The 17,351-nt window shown below is 64.4% G+C and carries 11 protein-coding genes; 4 read left to right on the forward strand and 7 right to left on the reverse strand.

The features are described from left to right. Window positions 1-202, forward strand: a 202-nt coding sequence (locus tag OKA04_RS22545) for a hypothetical protein (protein ID WP_264503485.1), incomplete at its 5' end; no start/stop codon positions are given. Window positions 203-408: 206 nt separating this feature from the next. Here the strand turns inward: OKA04_RS22545 and OKA04_RS22550 are convergent. The 7 genes from OKA04_RS22550 to OKA04_RS22580 all read right to left on the reverse strand — a co-directional run bounded on the left by OKA04_RS22550 (window position 409) and on the right by OKA04_RS22580 (window position 11,693). Then, complete coding sequence (locus tag OKA04_RS22550) at window positions 409-1,710, reverse strand: hypothetical protein (protein ID WP_264503486.1); 1,302 nt, start codon at window positions 1,708-1,710, stop codon at window positions 409-411. After that, window positions 1,707-2,999, reverse strand: coding sequence for a site-specific integrase (locus OKA04_RS22555; RefSeq protein ID WP_264503487.1), 1,293 nt, complete (start codon window positions 2,997-2,999; stop codon window positions 1,707-1,709). Before OKA04_RS22555 ends, OKA04_RS22550 begins: the two co-directional genes overlap by 4 nt. Before the next feature lie 315 nt (window positions 3,000-3,314). Further along, the gene (locus OKA04_RS22560; RefSeq protein WP_264503488.1) at window positions 3,315-6,098 is read right to left on the reverse strand and encodes an ABC transporter permease; all 2,784 of its coding nucleotides are present in this window, start codon (window positions 6,096-6,098) and stop codon (window positions 3,315-3,317) included. Further along, window positions 6,095-6,856: an ABC transporter ATP-binding protein gene (locus OKA04_RS22565; protein ID WP_264503489.1), complete on the reverse strand. Its 762-nt coding sequence runs from the start codon at window positions 6,854-6,856 to the stop codon at window positions 6,095-6,097. Before OKA04_RS22565 ends, OKA04_RS22560 begins: the two co-directional genes overlap by 4 nt. A gap of 95 nt (window positions 6,857-6,951) precedes the next feature. Then, entirely contained in the window at window positions 6,952-9,081 is a 2,130-nt protein-coding gene (locus tag OKA04_RS22570) for a TonB-dependent siderophore receptor (protein ID WP_264503490.1), read from the reverse strand. A gap of 302 nt (window positions 9,082-9,383) precedes the next feature. Next, a complete protein-coding gene (locus OKA04_RS22575; RefSeq protein WP_264503491.1) occupies window positions 9,384-10,196 on the reverse strand; it encodes a DUF4198 domain-containing protein in 813 nt (270 codons plus the stop codon). 273 nt (window positions 10,197-10,469) lie between these two features. Continuing rightward, on the reverse strand, window positions 10,470-11,693 hold the full coding sequence (locus OKA04_RS22580; RefSeq protein WP_264503492.1) for an RICIN domain-containing protein: 1,224 nt from the start codon (window positions 11,691-11,693) through the stop codon (window positions 10,470-10,472). A gap of 365 nt (window positions 11,694-12,058) precedes the next feature. On the opposite strand from OKA04_RS22580, the gene OKA04_RS22585 reads away from it, so the two are divergent. The 3 genes from OKA04_RS22585 to OKA04_RS22595 all read left to right on the forward strand — a co-directional run bounded on the left by OKA04_RS22585 (window position 12,059) and on the right by OKA04_RS22595 (window position 17,220). Next, window positions 12,059-15,505, forward strand: coding sequence for a hypothetical protein (locus OKA04_RS22585; RefSeq protein WP_264503493.1), 3,447 nt, complete (start codon window positions 12,059-12,061; stop codon window positions 15,503-15,505). Further along, window positions 15,502-16,197, forward strand: a complete 696-nt coding sequence (locus OKA04_RS22590) for a hypothetical protein (protein WP_264503494.1) — start codon at window positions 15,502-15,504, stop codon at window positions 16,195-16,197. The genes OKA04_RS22585 and OKA04_RS22590 overlap by 4 nt, the downstream gene beginning before the upstream one ends. A gap of 153 nt (window positions 16,198-16,350) precedes the next feature. Then, entirely contained in the window at window positions 16,351-17,220 is an 870-nt protein-coding gene (locus OKA04_RS22595) for a helix-turn-helix domain-containing protein (protein ID WP_264503495.1), read from the forward strand. Window positions 17,221-17,351: the final 131 nt, after the last annotated feature.

The raw sequence follows: 17,351 nt of genomic DNA on the forward strand, positions 1-17,351 counted from the left end.
CATAGGTGTCGGATATCCGACACCGACGATTGCCCAGCTCCAAGAACCTACGGACGGTGCTGCGGACCACGCTTACGCTGGGGCATCACTGCGGGCAATCAGGATGGGAGAAGCTTCAGATTGGTTTTCTCCGACTGGGTTCAACCTGAAGTTACCATTCACCGTGGCGCTGCTCAGAGAGGGACGCTTTGGAGGCTTCTGAGCAGGCGTGGCCTAGAATGTTTCATTTTCACTCACGGTGCTTCCAAGACTGATGCCGAGCGCGTCGCCAAAGCTCTGATCGAACGGATTGGGAGGCGTAAGCCGCGATGGCTTAGTGGAGTCCTTGAGCGGTTGCACCACGATTTCCAGTAGCATCGTCCTCATGTCTGAACCCCAACGAATCCGAATGACGGATCGTGCGAAGCGTCAGAATCGTGGAATGCCTTCGTCTGAGTCGCCATCGTCAAACTCTGAGGCGCTTTCCGCTACATCAGCAGGGTCAAGTCCGTGGATCTCCAATTCGTCGGATGTCATCGCGCTATCCGAATAGCTCTCATCGTCATGAAGCTGGCTGACTAGATTTTCAGCTTCCTCATGTAGCGGTCCAAAGTCGAAACCAGCGGGCATGACTCCCCGGATATCCGGAATTAGCTTTTTGTTTAGATCGGATCGCTTGGAGCGAATCCTGAGATTTAGGTCATTTCCCAGTTCGTCGCCTGGTTTTCTGCCATGACGTCGGAGATAACGGAAAATGGCCCAAGGGCGATAAGAAGCAGAGCTTGCTTCCAATGTGGAGGGGGCCCCCTCCTGCAAGCCGCCGTCGCCATCAGCGGCATTATCTTCTCGAGGGCTACGCGGTCCACGGTCGCCGAACATGACCATGATCAAGTTGTTTCGCTCGATTGCGTCGAAGGTCCGAGATGCACCTCCAAAATCCATGCCGTTGCGGCTATTGATGAAGTTGGATACCGCGGCGGATAGATCTCGATACGATGACCGACTTGGCTCCAATGGCTCCTCCCCGGATGGCTGCTGGAGTAGCCACATCAACTTCTCTGCCTCGGATTCGATTCGGACGTCGATCGGGATTGTCGGGTCGGTCGCTGAGACCGAATCAACCCCGTCCTCTTGCCGGTGCGAGGAGCGAAGCTCATCAAGGTGTGTGTAGAACCAGAAATTGACATCCCTCATGAGCCTGATGACCGAGTCCGCCGATTTGAGCCCGGGCCACTCGAAGTCGATGAGTCGCTTCCGGATCGCTCCCTCGGTGAGAATCTCGTCAGGTCTGAAGATCTGTTCCGCAAAGACGATCCTTTCGGGGTCGAACGGAGCATTAAGCATCACAAACGCCCTTCGCATCGCAGACTGAAACATCCGATCGAGATCCGGATGGCTCATTGGCTCAAGCAGGCGGAGCCTTCTCATCCGTCGGCGGTCAAGGCGGGTTTTATTCATGATGTCCATCGCGAACTGAAAATCGGACGAGACCTCGCCCGCCGATCTGACATCGTTGAGCGATTCGATGGCATCTAAAACCACTTGTCGAAGCTCCTGCAACATGTCGATGGCCGTGGTGTGATACGAGCTAGCCACGATCTGCGCGGACACGAGACTGGTCGCCAGGGTGACGACATCCTTCATGTCAGGGCTGCCCTGACTGGACGTCGACGAGCGCTTCGCCGCTTCCTTGGCTGAGGTCTTCTTGGCGGGGGCTTTCTTCGCGCTCATGATTGACTTGTGCCCATCCGGGTCGGTTCCAGTCGTGGGAGGTCTGTTAGGCTTGCGTAGTAGGCGGAGGTTACCGCCGGGGTCGAATGGGCGAGCAGCTTTTGAGCATGGAATAGGCTGAAGCAGGTCGCCACGTACGAGCCAAACTCCTTCCGCAGGGCGTGACAAGGCTTGGAATCGGTAACGCCGCGCTTCTTCAGCCAAAAGCCGAGAGCCTCGTGGGAGTGATTGCAGCGGTAGGTGCGCTGAAGCTTCTTGGACGGCTTGGCTGCCGCAGGACCCGGGACAATGAACACGGAATCGTCCTTTTTCAGTGGACTGAGTGCATCCCAGACCTCGTCGGCCACCGGGATGATCCTCGACTGACGGGATTTTGGCCTGAAGTCGGTCGTTTCTCGTACTTCGAGGTAGCGGCGTTTGTCGGCTGCCTGGAATACCCAGTCCCAGCGGGCCTTGTCCGCCTCGTTGCGGCGGAGACCGAGGCCCAGCTCCAAAATTAACAGCGCGTAAACCGCCAGTTGTGGATCTCGGAAATCCGTGGACGACCGATCGTCGTCGTCCGGTTCACCCGCGTCTGGATCCCCGTCCCGAAGCAATGACGCTTTCTCCCAAATGGCCGCCACCAACTCGCGCGACATCGGCGAGTAGGCTTTCACTTTGACCCCGCGAACCTTGGTCCCAGCGAAGGGGTTGGGAAACTCGATACCCTGTTGGCGGAAGACTTCGAGGGATTGGCGGGAGAAGACTCCCGCTGCGTTCCGGATCATGGCGGCCAATGTGGTGATGGCGGAATCTCGGTTCCGATCCTCTTTCTCGGCCTGCTTCAGGTACTTTGCCTTCGCTTTCTGAATCGCGTCGGGTGTCAGATTCGAGATCCGCGGCACCCCGGCCAGGGTGCCAATCCGTGCGAGCATGGCGGCGTAGTAGCGGGCAGTCTCGGGCGAAGGCGGTTTCTCAAAGAGTCGGGCGTTGCTCTCGTAGAGCTTGCCGAGCTCCACGAGCGTGGGATTGCTGCCGATCGTCTCCTCCTTCTTTCGCGCGTGCAGTTCGATCGCTTCTTTGAATCCCCGGCTCTTGATGTCCGCTAGGATCGTCTTGGCCTTGGTTTTGGCCGCGCGCTCATTTTTTTCGCCTGTCGAGAACTGCCGGCGCTTGCCGTCGACCATCACGCGCACATGGAGGTAGGGGCTGTTCTCTTTTGTGAAGAGCCGGAACTCGTTCTTTCCTGCCGACTGGACCTTGCGGGGAGTCGTTTCGACAGGGGGATCTTTGCGTTTCGAGACAGGCATCGGTGGCGATTTACTGTGCCAACAATGTGCCAATCCATGCGCCGCAAGACTGAATCAGAGTCGACGATAATCCACTTGGGATGGGTCGTAAGTCGCTAATCGTGGGTTAAATAGTGTGGAGTTTCGTGGGTTCTAGTGGAGTCCTGAAAATCTGCAAAAATGGACTTAAAATCCGTTGCAGGGTAACCTGCGTGCCGGTTCGAGTCCGGCCGGTGGCACTTATTGGGATCAATGATTTCGATCTTTGGTCTCGGCGGATTCAGGAGGGTTGACCTGGATTTGAGGGGGACTTCAGAGCTCGCTCCTCAGCAAGAGTCAGAAAGAGCCTCTCCCCTGCTGCAGCAGATCCAGCGGCTTCGCCCGGCCGAGGAAGACCGCGGGCCACAGGGCGGCCAGCGAGGAGAGCAGGAGGACGATTCCGAGCCCGGCGAGGACCGGGCCCCAGGGGATGACGAGTGCTTGCGTCATGCCACCGAAGAAACTCACGTGCCGTGAGATGCCAGCGCCGCACCAGCCGGCCATGATGCCGAAGGCGAGGCTGACGGCGCAGGCCACCAAGCCGATCAGCAGGCCCTCTGCCAGCACCAGCCGCACGATGGTGCCGCGCGTGATGCCCACCGCCCGGAGGATGCCGGTCTCCCACCGGCTTGACCGCACCGAAGCCAGCAGCGCATTCAGCACCCCTACCGCGGTGATGATGAGGATCACCAGCGGCAGCCGGCTCAGCACCCACAGCCAGGCAGTGGCGTGCCCGTGGACCAGCGCGCGGATGTCGGCGATAGTGTGGACCTGCACGTAGGGTTCGTCATTCCGCGCTTCACCAATGACGACTTCCCGCCCGAGAGAGGAAGCGAGGAGATCGCGCGCCGCCGCGGCAAGGGCGTCGGCATTGGTACTAGATTCATCGTAGTCGATCCAGGCGTGCGAGGCGGCTTGGAAGCGGAAGTCCTCCGCGACGCGCGTCAGGTCCGCGAAGACCAGCGCCGCGGACCGGTGCGTGCGGGTTCGCATGCCCGTGGGCTTCGTCTGCCAGTGCCAGCCGGGCATCTTGACCGCGCCAGCGATGGTGTAGCGCACGGGAGTCTCCGGGCTTTCCGGCGGGACGAGTTCGAAGGAGTCGCCCACCTGCAGCCTCGCCTCGCGCAGGAAGTGATCCGGCACCAGGCACGCGCGGGATTCACCCATGAGCCGGATGGCCTCGTCGCGATCGCCCGCCACCCACTCGAAGGGGATCAGTGGATCATCCCCGCCAAAGGCCCGCGCGGGATCGATGCCCACCATCACCACGTTGTCCTGTCTCACCACGGTCGCCCGCTCCGCGCTGTGGGTGAGATCTTCCTTCAGCCGCGGCTGCTCGACGATGACCGGCAGGCTCTTCTCCACGCCGGGAAATGACGCGACCTTCTCCGCATCCTCGAAGGGAATGCCGCCCGGCCGGAAGCCGACCAGCGCATCCGGTGCCCACGCGCCGGGCAGGAAGCCGCTCAGCATCGTGTGCCCCCACACCTGGATGCCGGTGTAGAGACCCAGCCCCACCGTCATCGCAAATGCCGTGGACACCGTGCGCCCGAGATTCCCGGAAAGCCGGCTCGCCAGCAGCTCGCGGGGTACCATCAGCACCCTCGCCACCACCGGTCCGCCGAAGCGGTCCACCAGTCGCACGATCGCCGGGGCCAGCAGCAGGAATCCCGCGGCGAGCGAGGCCAGTCCCGCGAGCATGAAGAAAACGAAGGGCCGCCCGTCATCGTGGTCGATGCCGTGGGCCAGCACCGGATACACGGCTAGCAGCAGCAGTCCGGCCATCACGGGTTGCCACGAGATCCCGCGTTCCACCGCGGCCACCGGCGGGGCCATCGCATCCACCGGGCGCACCCGCATCGCCCGCACGGCAGGCCACAGAGAGGCAAGCAATGCACCCCCGTAGGAACACGCCGCCGCGAGCAGGATGCTATTCCTCCCCACCACCGCGCCTTCCTCAAAGAGATCCGGCGCGGACTCCACGGCGAGCGTCATCAGCACCTTCCCCACCGCGCATCCGGCGACGAAGCCGATGGTCCCGAGCAGCAGCCCCTCGATGAGCACGATGACGCCAACCTGCGAACGCGTGAGCGCCACCGCCCGCAGGATCGCGAGCTGCCGCACGCGCTCGCCCACGCCCATATTCAGCGTGCTGAAGATGATGAAGAGCGCCGCCAGCATGGACACCACCGTGGCCATCCGTGCCTGCATCCGCACGTTGTCCGCGGACGCGCTTTCATCCAGCGCTTCCTCGATGTCGTGCGCTTCCTGGAACTGGCTAGGCGTGGAAAGCGCGGCCAGCCTCGGCGACCAAGCGTAGCGGAATTTCGTGAGGTCAGCATCTTCCCGCAGGCTCACGCCGATGAAGCTGATCTCCGCCTTGCGGCCCGTCAGGCTCTCCGCCAGCGCGGTCGGCACGAAAACACCTCCCACCGATGGCGTGAGCAATTGTGACCCCGCCACCGTCGCGCTCCATCCGTCCACGCCCGGGGTATCGACGAGGCCGACCACGAGCAGCCGCCGCGATTTCTCCCCGCTGCCGATGACCACCTCGCCCCCCACGTCCAGCCCCATGCCGCGCGCGGCGGCCACGCTCATCGCCGCTTCCATGATATCCGCCCGGGCCGGATCAATCCAGCGCCCCGCCACGAGATCGAAGGGCGGGGCAGGGGCATCCGTGGCGAGCAGTCGCGCATCCGGCAGGCGACGCCACGGGATGACCTCGCCGCCTTCCGGGACGTGGGGCGTCACCTTCTCGCGCAGCGCCCACATCGGGTCGGCCGCGGCCACCGCGGGGTCCGAGCGCAGTCCGGCCAGCACTTCCACCGGCACGTGCTTCTCGGCGTGGGAAGGAATCGCGCCGGGTGCCTGCTGGCTGAAGTGCTGGATCGGCGCGACCGACAGCGGGTAGCGCCCGAGCGCGAGATCGGAATACTTGTCGAAGGAGCCGAGCATCGCATCATACCCGCTCACCACCCAGATCACCATCGCAGCGGCGGCTGCCGTGGCCAGCGACGTGAGCGCGATCCTCAGCGGGTGCTCCCGGACCCACGCCGCCGCGAGACGTAGCGGAGTGCTCATGATCCCGCGGGGGCGTGCAGTGCGTGTTGGTAGGCGAGCGCCACGGCCTCCGGATCATGCCCGGCAGGCGTGGCGAATTCCGCGAGGCGCCGCCCGTCCCGCAGCACCACGATGCGGTCCGCCCACATCGCCACCGCGGGCTCGTGCGTGACCATCACGATCGTGCGGCCCTCGTCTGATGAAAGCCCGCGCAGCAGGCGGCACAGCTCCTGGCCCGTGGCCGAGTCCAGGCTGCCGGTCGGCTCGTCCGCGAGGATGATCGCGGGATCGGACACCAATGCCCGCGCGATCGCCACGCGCTGCTGCTCCCCGCCGGAGAGCGCGTCCGGCTTGTGGTGTCGCCGCGCCTGGAGCCCGAGCTTGTCCAATAGCTTCCGCGCCTTTTCCAGCGAGCCAGGCTGGTCCATCACGGGCAGCCGCACGTTGTCCTCGGCGGTCAGCACCGGTATCAGGTTGAAGGCTTGGAAAACGAGGCCGATGCGGTCGCGGCGGAAGCGCGTCAGCACCGCGTCCTTCATCGTGGCGAGATCCTTTCCTTCCACCCGCACGGACCCGGAGTCCACGCCCGCGAGGCCCGCCATCACGTGGAGCAGCGTGCTCTTGCCCGAGCCCGAGGCCCCCATGATGGCGACGAATTCACCGGCAGCCACGCTCAGCTCCGTACCATCCAGCGCGCGGACTTCCGTCGTCCCCTGGCTGAAGCTTTTCACGACGGCCGAGACTTCGAGCGGAGGTGGCGAATGCGGGGTTTCGGGCATGGCGGACCGGGGTTTTCAGGAAAACACATGCGGCACCCGGCGGAAATCTCCGGGTGCCGCAGCCTTGTATCTGCGATGAAGAATACGCGGGCGGATCAGAAGTCCACCTTCACGGAGAAATTCGCTCCGATGGGTGAACCGTAGGCCAGATAGCCTGCGTCGCCGGGGTAGAATTCGCCGGACTCGTAGTAGCGCTCGTCGAGCAGGTTCTGCACGTTCACGCGCAGTGTCCAGTCGGTGTCCGCCGCGCGGAACTTGTAGCGCGCACCCACGTCCACCACAGAGTAGCTGCCAGTCTTGAACTGCTCCTGCTGGTCCAGATACTGGCCGTCCACGAAGCGCACGCCCGCGGTGAGTGCCAGCCCCGGCACCTGCGGGATGTCCAGCACGGACCACAGGTTCACCTGGTACTCGGGCACGTACTGCGGCGTGCGGCCGGAGGTCAGCACGCTGCCGGTATCCACCTGCTCGGCATCCAGCAGCATGGTGGCGACGCCTGCCTGCCACTCGTCCGTGATGCGTCCGCGCAGGGCGAGTTCCACGCCGCGGTGGCGCTGGAGTCCGCTGAGAGCGGCGATGTTCGAGACGGGGTCGATCATCGCGAGATCCTGCTCGATCTGGAACACGGCCAGCTCGCCGGAGAAGCGCCCGTCGCACCAGTCGGTCTTCACGCCCAGCTCGACCTGCTCGGACTCCTGCACGCCCAGCGGCGCGAAGGCATTGGCCGCGGTGCGTCCCGCGAAGCCGCCGTCTTGCAGGCCCTTCGTGTAGGTGAGGTAGGCATGCACCTGCTCCACCGGCGCGTACATCAGTGCCGCGGTGGGAGACCAGTCGCTGACGGTGTCATTCGACGCCGGGTCGCTCGGGTAGGTATTCTCATACCGGCCATAGCGGGCGCCGAGCATCGCGGACCATTGCTCGGTGAACTTGATGGTGTCCGTGACGAAGAAGCCGAGTTCCTCGTATTCGAAATCGATCGCGCGCCACGGGCCCGGAGCCGGGATCGGCAGCGGCACGGGACGGTAGGCATCGTTCGGACCCACGTCGGGAAAGCTGCGTTCACCGTAGCTGTCGTAGGAGCGGTATTGTGAGCCGATCACGATGTCGTGCTGCAGGCTGCCGGTGTTGAAAGTGCCCTGCAGGTGGACGTGCGCACCCCACGAGTCCCACTCGAAGGGCCCGTTCGTCAACAGCGCGCCTTCCGTGTAGGTGCCGTCATCCTGCACCGAGTAGGGGTAGCTCAGGCGCGACTCGCGGTCGGACTCCTGGTAGTTCACGGAGGCACGCAGCTTCCAGTCCTCGTTGAAATCGATGTCCGCACCGATTGCCACGTCGTAGCTCTCCTGCTCGTTGCGCGCCCAGTCCTGCATGATGTTCGTCTTCACGCCGGTATCCAGCACCAGGCCATTCGCCGAGATCATCGGGCCGTAGTAGCCGTTGCGCGTGAGGTCCTGCGTGCTGAGCGAGGACCAGATGGTGACCGTCTCCGTCGGCTTCCACTGTGTGAAGAGCGAGCCCATCTGACGGTCTCCGCCGGCATTGTCGTAGAAGCTGTCGAACTCGTCGCCCGCGAGCACCAGGCGGTAGCCGAATTGCCCGTTCGCCACCGTGTCGCTCACATCGAGCTGCGAATACATCCGGCCGAAGGTGTTCACGTCGAATTGCAGGCTCGTCGAGAGTTCCTCGGTCGGGCGCTTGCGCACCAGGTTGATCGCACCGCCGGGCGGCATGAATCCGTAGCGGAGGGCCGCGGGTCCCTTCAGCACCTCCACGCGGGACTTGTCGTCCAGATACGGCGAGACCGTCTGGATCATCGGCAGGCCATCGACACGGTAGCCATTGAAGTTGTCCACGGTGAAGCCGCGCAGCGAGAGATTCTGCGTTCCGTAGAAGCCACCCGGCATCTGCACCGCCACGCTCGGCTCGTTCTCGAGCACTTCCTTCAGCGAGAAGGCGCGTTGGTCCTCGATCAGTTGCTGGTTGAAAACGCTCACGCTGAAAGGCGTCTCGAGCAGCGGCGTGTCCGCGAAGAGTGCGGCGGACGAGGAAAGCTCGCGATAGCGGAGCTGGGAATTATCCGCCGTCACCACGAGCTGGGAGAGATTCGTGGTGGCATCGGGCTCTCTGGCCGGAGTCGTCTGGGCGGACACGGTGACGGTGGTGAAGCCGGCAGCCAGCAGCATCGCCACGCGGGACGGGGTTGGGTTGTTTCTTGTCTGTTTCATGGAGCGGAGGGTTGGGGCGATGGCATCCCGGCCGCCAGTGGCGGTCGGCAAACACGGCGGCTCATTCGGATGCCGAACGAAGACGCGCGGTATTTCTTAGGAGGAAGAATGTCACCGCGGGTCGCGGATGACACTTCCGCCCGGAAAGAGAACGGGCGCACCGGATCCCTCCGGCACGCCCGCGATGCGTATGGGAAATCAATGCAGGGACCCTGCCTTCCCCGCGTCCGCCTGTCTGGCGAGCGCTTGCGAAACATTGACGCGCGTTTGCCCTCCCGCTTGCGGGGTCAAACGCGGGGTGATCACTGCGGCAGCACGTCCAGCGTCAGGAAGTAAGCCGCGCCCCGCTCCAGCGGCTTGCCCTTGTATTCGCCGGGCTTTTGCTCCGCTTCCGCGGAAAGCCAGAAACGTCCCGCCGATGGCCATGCGACTTTCACCAGCCCCTCCGCATCGCTGGTGATGGTCAGCTCACCGACCTCGTCGCGGAAGCGGTCGTCGCCCTTCACCACCGCGACCTTCGTCTCCGGCAACGGCTTGCCGTCCCGCAGGAGGCGGAAGGTGGAGGTCTCGCCGTGGAAGAGGTCGTTCGGGTGCGAGATGAACTCGAACTCGATGCCCTCGCCCGTCGGCTTCAGCGGAGTCGGCTCGCCACAGGTGACGACGGTCTCCACGCGGCTGATCCAGCGGGACAGCTCCACGCCTTCCAGCTTTGTCAGGTCCCGCTTGTCCATCTCGGCAGGCGTTCCGCGGGCGTGGCGGGTCTCGCCGCCTTCCTTCCAGCTCAGGAACATCATGTCATTGATCGTCGCGATCCGGTAGGTCCCGGTCTCGTCCAGCTTCAGCTCGAAGGACGTGCGGATCTTCCCTTCCGCCGGGCTCAGCAGCTCCAGCTTCTTCCCGCTCGGAGAAGTCGCGGTCGTCGCCGCCAGCGGCAGCGAGAGATGATTCGGGAAGAAGAGGTCATTCGAGATCGCACCCTCCACGGCGATATGCTGGCCCGTGCCCGACAGAACCGTGGTGGACGCCACCAGCCACAGGCGATGCGCGTGAGTCGCAGGCGAAAGCAGGAGAAGGGCAAGGCCGGCAGCGAGCGGGGTAAGTCGTGGGCGAATCATGGCAATGTCCAGAGTCCTCCGACAGAATGCATGAGGCTGCCAATGATAATTTCCCCAGGCCCGCTCAAACTGTGCAAGGACGCTGCATCGTGCTCTTCGGAACATTTCAACGATGTCGCGGGAGGCGGACAATTCATCGCACCCCTGACCATCGGTGTAATGGAACGGGCATGGCAGAGCGGCTCGGTGATGAATGGGGATGATGTAGAAACAAACCTGCCGCCGCCAGAGAGGGAAGAGACGGCGGCAGGCGTTGCATGCCCGGGTGTATTGTTATTCCACGCCGAAGAGCTGCATGTGGAAGTACTGCGGATCGGTATCGTGGTCCGTCCAGAGGTAGTAGGGGTTGTTGTTCGCGGTGTTGCCCAGTTTCAGCGAGAGGACGCTGGAGGGGGCGCATTGGGGCTTGAATTGGAACCAGCCACCGCCGGTGTGGTAGATCTTCCAGCGCTGGGCACTGCTGGTATTGTGCGTCCAGATTTGGACCTTGGTTCCGTCAGCGGAGGCGCCGCCATTCACGTCGAGCGCCTTGTCCGGGGAACTGAGCGGGCTGAAGCGCCAGTAGCCGCCGCCATCGTCGGTGATGAGCCAAAGCTGGTTGAGCAGGTCGTAGTAGTCGTAGTTCACCAGGCCGGTGCCGTCGGCATACTGGTCGAGCGGTACTTCGAGACAGCGGTGCGTGGCGAGGTAGGGTGAGATGCGGTAGATGCCACCGTCCACGATCGCGGGCGGCTGGATGGATGGCGGGGTGGCATTCGGATTCCACTGATAGACGCGTGCCCAGGCCACCTGCATGAGGGCCTCGCCTGTCATGGTGGGGTAGTAGGCATCGAGCTGGATGCAGAGACGGTGCAAGTAGTCGGGCACGCGCGAGGGATCATCCAGCACGGCGATGGGCAGCTCGTCCGGGCGGAAGGGAGCATTCTCCTGCTTGCGGTAGATCTTGATGCTGTCGGGCGTCCAGTCCATGGCGACGGTCCACCACTGCCATGCGGGTGCGGCGGGATAGGTCCGCTTCCAGGCGTGGTGGGTGCTGGTGGCGTCGAGGTAGTGGATGTTCGTCTCGAAGTGTGGCCGATCCCCGTCGGTCATCGTCTCGTAGATGTCGTTCTCGCCCTCGGCGGGCCAGTTGTCGGAGATGGGCCAGGTGAGCACGACGCCGCTGGTGCGGTCGTCCGCGGTCTGCAGCGTGCGGACGCGGAATTCGAAGCGACCGTATTGGAAGTTCTGCGTCGTGGCGATGCCGCCGCTGACGAGCTGGCCATTCACCATCTTCGCGGTGATGTTGAGCATGCTGTCGGAGACGGTGACGGCGCTCGGCTTGCGCAGGCCATTGCCCGCGTGGCCGACGCTGTCGTAGATGTACCATTTGCTGGTATCGAGCGGTGCGTCGAAGCCTTCGAAGAAGGTCTCCTGCCACCAGCCCGCGTGTGCGGTGGTGATGCCGGTGAGGACGAGCGCCGCCGTCGCGATGAGGCGGCGTGCCGTTTGTGTCATGGTGCTATGGATCGTCGGCTGCATGGTGTTCCAGTCGTGATGTGATGTGTCGTTGTGTTGCTGCCTGGCGGTCCCCCGGGTCTCCAACGCCCGAGTGGACCGGCCGGGCCACATCGAAGCTGTGGCGGGTGTCGCCGCGGGTCGAATGCCGGCTCTGGCGCGCGGCGGGCATTCTCTGGTGCATCTTGGAACACGAAACTGGAGGGCAAGTGCGGGGCGACGCAGGTCATTAAGAATCCACCAGCATTCCACCGCTTCGTGCCAGATTCGACTTTGGCCGGCGGGAGGGGCGCGGGGGCATCATGCGGACCGGACGACCCCGGCGGCCGAGAGTGAGTTCGCGTCCCGGCCCCCACGTCACCTGCATGAAGCGCACCCGGCATCACGATCTTCTTTCCCGTGCGGTGGCGCGAGGCTTCGCCTTGCCGGTGGTGCTCCTGCTCATGGTGGTGCTCGCGGTGTTGGCGCTCGGCCTGATGACGCTGTCCACCGTCTCGCTGCGGGCCGCCACGGCGGAGACGGATCGCCAGGTGGCGCGAGCAAATGCACGGCTCGCGCTGTCGCTGGCGCTCGGCCAATTGCAAAAGGCGGCAGGCCCGGACCAGCGGATCAGCGCGCCCGCGACGCTGCTTTCCGAGGACGCGCATCCGGCGAAGACGGGCATCTGGGAGTCCTACAAGCTCTCGCCCGAGGGTGACGACGACATGGCGGTCCGGAAGCGAAGGCGGAATCAGACGGACGATGCCGATGGTGAATTCGTGACATGGCTTTCCTCTCCCGGTGCGAGCGATGTGCTGGATCCGGAAGGAGGTTCTGTGGAGGAGGATGGGATCACGCTCTTCCCCGGGCATGACGGACGGAAGGCTCTGTCGGCTGAAGCGGTCCATGTGAGTGGCGGGGCGGCGGCATGGGCGGCGGCGGATGAGGGTGTGAAAACTCGTATCGACTTGCCGGTGGAAAGCGGGCTGCCTGACGAACTGGCGGCAGCGCGGCTCCGGGCTCCCGCGCGCAGTGCTGCGGAGGTCCTGCCGGGCTTGGGTGGCCTGGTGGCGGAGGGTGATGACGCAGGGAAGCTGGCGAGCCTCGCGCAAGGCGACCTGCTGGCGGGCCGCGCGGCGCTGGATGGCTATCGCGACGATCTCACGGTGTGGTCGGCCAGTCTGCCCGTGAATGTCGCCGATGGTGGGCTGAAGGTGGATCTCACGAGGGCATTTGAGGGAGATACGCTGCCGGCGGCGTTCCAGGGTCGCCACGTATATTCCGGGACCACCACGCCGCTGGTGCCGGCGGACCCGATGTATTCCACGCTCGCGGATTGGTACCGTCTGTCGCGCCACGAAGCGGGGTCGGTACTGGAGACGAGGCTGCCTCGCGACTACAAGCCCGTGGTGAAGCGCTACGACTCCGCGACACGGACGGTGGTGAGCAGCCCGAATCCCGCGGCGACGGACGGAATGATGTTGGCGCCGGTGGTCACGCGCGTGCAGGTGGTCTTTTCGCTGGTGGCGCGTGAAGCGCACGAGCCGTGGTATTCCACGCTCCAGGGCATCGATCCGAAGCTCAAGTACATGCTGTACCTGATCTACACGCCGGCGGTGACCCTGTACAATCCCTACAACCGGTCGCTGGCGGTGGATGATCTGAAGGTGTCCTTCAAGCATCTCCCGCTCGCCTTCCAATTCTACCGCAACGGGATGCCGGAGACGCAGCGTCCTGCACTGCTGAGCCAGATGCACGGGGTGTATGAAAACCGGGACGACTGGGAGGACGAGTTCGTCGCGCGGCTACGGACGTCGCCCGGCTCGCAGGGCGGGGCGAAGATCACGCTGCGGCCGGGTGAGTCCCGGATTTATGGGCTGAATCATCCCCGCGGGACAACATGGCCGCAGATGCTGAATTTCATCTACCAGGGCGGGCAGACGAGCAAGACGACTGACTCGCTGATGCCGGGACCGGGATGGGATTATCGCGGCGGCTACATCGTCGATGTGTTGAGGCCGAATGCCGCGGGCCGTGCCCCGTCGAGCACGAGCCACTACATCATCGGGATGAGGGGCACGGACGTGGTGGATGTCGCGTGCTCGCTGCGGCCGCCTGCGAACGGGAAGGTCTCGCAATTCGGCATTGAGATTTCGGCGAAGGTGGGCGGTGCGGATAGCCTGCTCGGGGTGTATCAGTACCGCTACAAAGATGCCTCCACGCTCGAGGCGGCGCTGAGCGGGAATCATCCCTCGCTGGGGCGGATACGTTTCCCCTTCCGCCGGGAGCGGCCATGGGCGGTGGACGAGCTCTACCAGCGGCGCAGCGACTCGGATCCGGTGGAGACCTGGACGGGGCCGAAGCCCTTCGCGATCTTCAGCCTGGCCGACCGAACCTCGCTCGACTCGCTGCATGCGGGGAGGCCGGTGAGGGAGAATTCCTTCGTCCACCACGTGCTCGACCTGGATCTGGCGAAGTCGCGGCCGGGAACGCTGCCGCTGGAGGCAAGCTTCCTGCCGATACTGAACCAGAGCTCCGGCACCGAGGGCTCGATCGAAACCGACGCCGAGGGCGGCGACCGTGTCTATCACCACTCCGGTGTCACGGCTGACAGCGGGGTGCTGGATTTCTCCAGCTACGAGATGCCTCGTACTTCACCCGTGAACGTTGCCTCGCTGGGTCATGCGAATCTTGCGGGCAGCGGCCACCTGCCGCTGCCGACCTACACGGTGGGCGAGTCCTTTGCCCATCCGCTGCTGCCGCGGGACCGCGCCGTGCACCGGGGTGGCGGAGCGGGCTATGACATGGCGGACCATAGCTGGCTGGCGAATCACGCGCTGTGGGACGGTTGCTATTTCTCCGGCATCCGTGATGCGGCGGAGGCGGAGCGCTTCCACGACGGCGAGCCCCTGCCGCTGAATCCGCGTCACGAGGCGTGGACGGACGGGGACGAGGATGGCAGTGCCTATGGCGCGGCGGTGACCGGAGCGGAGGGCTGGCATCGCACAGCGGCCCGGCAGATGATGAAGGGCGGATTCAACGTGAACTCCACCTCGGTGGCTGCTTGGAGGGCGCTGCTGGCATCCGGGAAGTCGATGGAGATTCCCGTGATCAATCCGGTGAATGCCACGGAATCGACCGTCACCAGCGCCGCCGCCGCGTATCCGCGCGTGCTGCCCTCGCTTTCCGCCGAGACGGGCCCGTGGGACCAGGACCGCGATCGCTCGTGGACCGGCTTCCGCGTGCTGAGCGACGAGGAGAATGAGAAGCTGGCCGAGGCCATCGTCCGCGAGGTGCGGGCGCGCGGGCCATTCCTGTCCATGTCCGAATTCGTGAACCGCAGCCTGGTTGCTGGTGACGCCGCGCTTGCGGGCACGCTGCAGGCGGCCATCCGGCATGCGGGGATCAATCCGGCGACGATACCCGACGGCCGACCGATCTCGGCACAGGACGTGGCAGCCTTCGGCTATGCAAATCCGGACGCGGCCTGTGGCGACGCGCTGGAGGCCGGGCAGGCATCGCTGACACAGGGCGACCTCCTGGCCGGCATGGGCTCCACGCTCACCGTCCGCTCGGATACCTTCGTGCTGCGGGGCTATGGAGATGCTCGCGACGATCGCGGGAGCATCCTCGCCCGCGCGTGGTGCGAGGCGGTGGTGCAGCGCATCCCGGAATTCATCGACCCCGCGGATGCCGCCGACGGGGTGATCGAGCTCCCGCGCGCGGATGGCATCGGCGCGCGCGAGTTGAGCGAGGTGAACCGCCGCTTCGGCCGCCGCTTCCGCGTGGTGGCATTCCGCTGGCTTTCTCCTGCCGAGGTCCACGAATCATGAAATCGCTGCACGTTATCTTGGGCATGCTCGTCCTGATCCTCGCGGATGCGACCGCGCAGGAGGCGCGCCGGATCAAATTCCGCGCCGTCTGTCTCGCGCATGCGGGCGAGGTGAAAAAGGTGAGACTGCTCGCTGCCTCGCAGCCGGTGGAGATCGATCTGATCACCGGCGACTTCACGCGCGAGGCCGAGGCTACCGTGGCGGGCGGGACACTGCGCTTCGCCCTGCCGGATGCCGGGGCTGATGGCGAGCCGGAGGTCGTCGCGACGGTGGATGCCTTGGAGGGTGAGCGGCATCTGCTGGTCTTCGTGCCAGGCACCACGGGGGAGCGAACTTATCGGGTGCTGGCCATCGATGACTCGGAAGCGGCGTTTCCCATGGGCAGCAGCCGCCTGATCAATCTGGCACCCGCGAAGGTGCGATTCACCATCGGGGAGAATTCGCGGGAGCTCGCGTCGGGCGGCACGGGGGATCTGCCTCTGCCGAAAAAGCTGAACTCCATGAACCAGTGCCCGGTGCAGGCGGCGATAGCGGAGCCGGGCGGCGAGTGGCGGGTCTTCAGCAGCACCCGCTGGCATGCCACGCTGCAGGAGCGCAGCCTGGTGATCACCTTCATCGATCCCTCACGCGGCAGGCCGGCCTTCCGCCGCTGGGCGGACGTGCCGCCATGGCGGAGGCCGAAGCTGGATTGAGCCGGAGATAAGTGCATTTTTCCCGACGATAAAGAGGGCAATTCACCGCCAAAAAATCGCAAGTCACCCTGAGACCGGGATGATCCGTCATTGATAGTGTCTTCACTCATGAAGGCGCATCGCTCTGGCATTCCTCTCCTGGATGATCTTGCCGTGGCACATCCGTCCCGCCACAGGACGCTACCCCTGATCGTGAAGCCGATCTGGGGCCACGCCTTGCGTGCGAGCCGCCAGGTACCCCACCGTCATCCGTACTATGAACTCTTCATCCTCCGCGGGCGTGGCACTTTCCTGAGCGACGGGCAAGCGCATCACTTCGACGGACATACCGGTATCTTCATCGCACCGGGGAAGGTCCACGGCTGGGAGCTGGACGTGAGCACGCAGGGATGCCTCATTGCCTTCGGCGGGGAGATGCTGCAGTCAAATCCCCATGCCGGGGACCTGTCCTCGCTGCCCTTCTTTTCCTTCCTCACCTCCCGGCCCCTGCTGGATATCCCCGGGTGCCAGGGCGAGGACTTCGATGCGATGCGCGACACCATCTTCCAGGAGTTCCAGGGAGACGGCGAGTGGTCGAGCGCCATGCTGGTGCAGATGATCCAGCTCCTGCTGGTGAGGTCGGCGCGGATGTTTCCCGCGATGTTTGACGAGCAGGCGAGCGCACCCGCGCGCATCACGCAGAAGTTCCTCAGCATCCTCGCGGGAGCCTGCCCGGCGGGACGGCGCGTGCAGGACTATGCGGCGGAGCTGGAGCTGACGCCGCATCGCCTGATCGAGTGCGTGAAGTGCCTCACCGGCCGCACACCGGGCGAGCTGATCGATGACCGCACCATGCAGGAGGCGAACCGCCTGCTGGAATACACAGGGATGACGATGGCGGAGATCGCCTATGAACTCGAGTTCAAGGATCCCTCGCACTTCGGGCATTTCTTCAAGCGCCACGCGGGATGCACCCCGGGCGAGGCGCGCAAGAGGCTGCACTCGCAGCCTGCCGCGGAGCGGTGCATGAGCCTGGCGGGCTGAGCAGCGAGGGGGTTGCTGACAGGGGGTTTCAAACGGGATGCCGCGTCCCGATGTCCAGAATCCACCATCGATTGCGGTTTCCTTGCCAGAAGCTGCCATCGCCCGGGCTGAGGACCGGCGGCCATGATCGT

Origin of the sequence: Luteolibacter flavescens (assembly GCF_025950085.1) — a bacterium.
Lineage (GTDB): Bacteria > Verrucomicrobiota > Verrucomicrobiia > Verrucomicrobiales > Akkermansiaceae > Haloferula > Haloferula flavescens.

Bases quoted from the DNA above. Each gene is read 5' to 3' on its own strand.
- OKA04_RS22550 (WP_264503486.1), bottom strand. From the start codon at position 1,710: ATGAGCGCGAAGAAAGCCCCCGCCAAGAAGACCTCAGCCAAGGAAGCG.
- OKA04_RS22555 (WP_264503487.1), bottom strand. From the start codon at position 2,999: ATGCCTGTCTCGAAACGCAAAGATCCCCCTGTCGAAACGACTCCCCGC.
- OKA04_RS22560 (WP_264503488.1), bottom strand. From the start codon at position 6,098: ATGAGCACTCCGCTACGTCTCGCGGCGGCGTGGGTCCGGGAGCACCCG.
- OKA04_RS22565 (WP_264503489.1), bottom strand. From the start codon at position 6,856: ATGCCCGAAACCCCGCATTCGCCACCTCCGCTCGAAGTCTCGGCCGTC.
- OKA04_RS22570 (WP_264503490.1), bottom strand. From the start codon at position 9,081: ATGAAACAGACAAGAAACAACCCAACCCCGTCCCGCGTGGCGATGCTG.
- OKA04_RS22575 (WP_264503491.1), bottom strand. From the start codon at position 10,196: ATGATTCGCCCACGACTTACCCCGCTCGCTGCCGGCCTTGCCCTTCTC.
- OKA04_RS22580 (WP_264503492.1), bottom strand. From the start codon at position 11,693: ATGACACAAACGGCACGCCGCCTCATCGCGACGGCGGCGCTCGTCCTC.
- OKA04_RS22585 (WP_264503493.1), top strand. From the start codon at position 12,059: ATGAAGCGCACCCGGCATCACGATCTTCTTTCCCGTGCGGTGGCGCGA.
- OKA04_RS22590 (WP_264503494.1), top strand. From the start codon at position 15,502: ATGAAATCGCTGCACGTTATCTTGGGCATGCTCGTCCTGATCCTCGCG.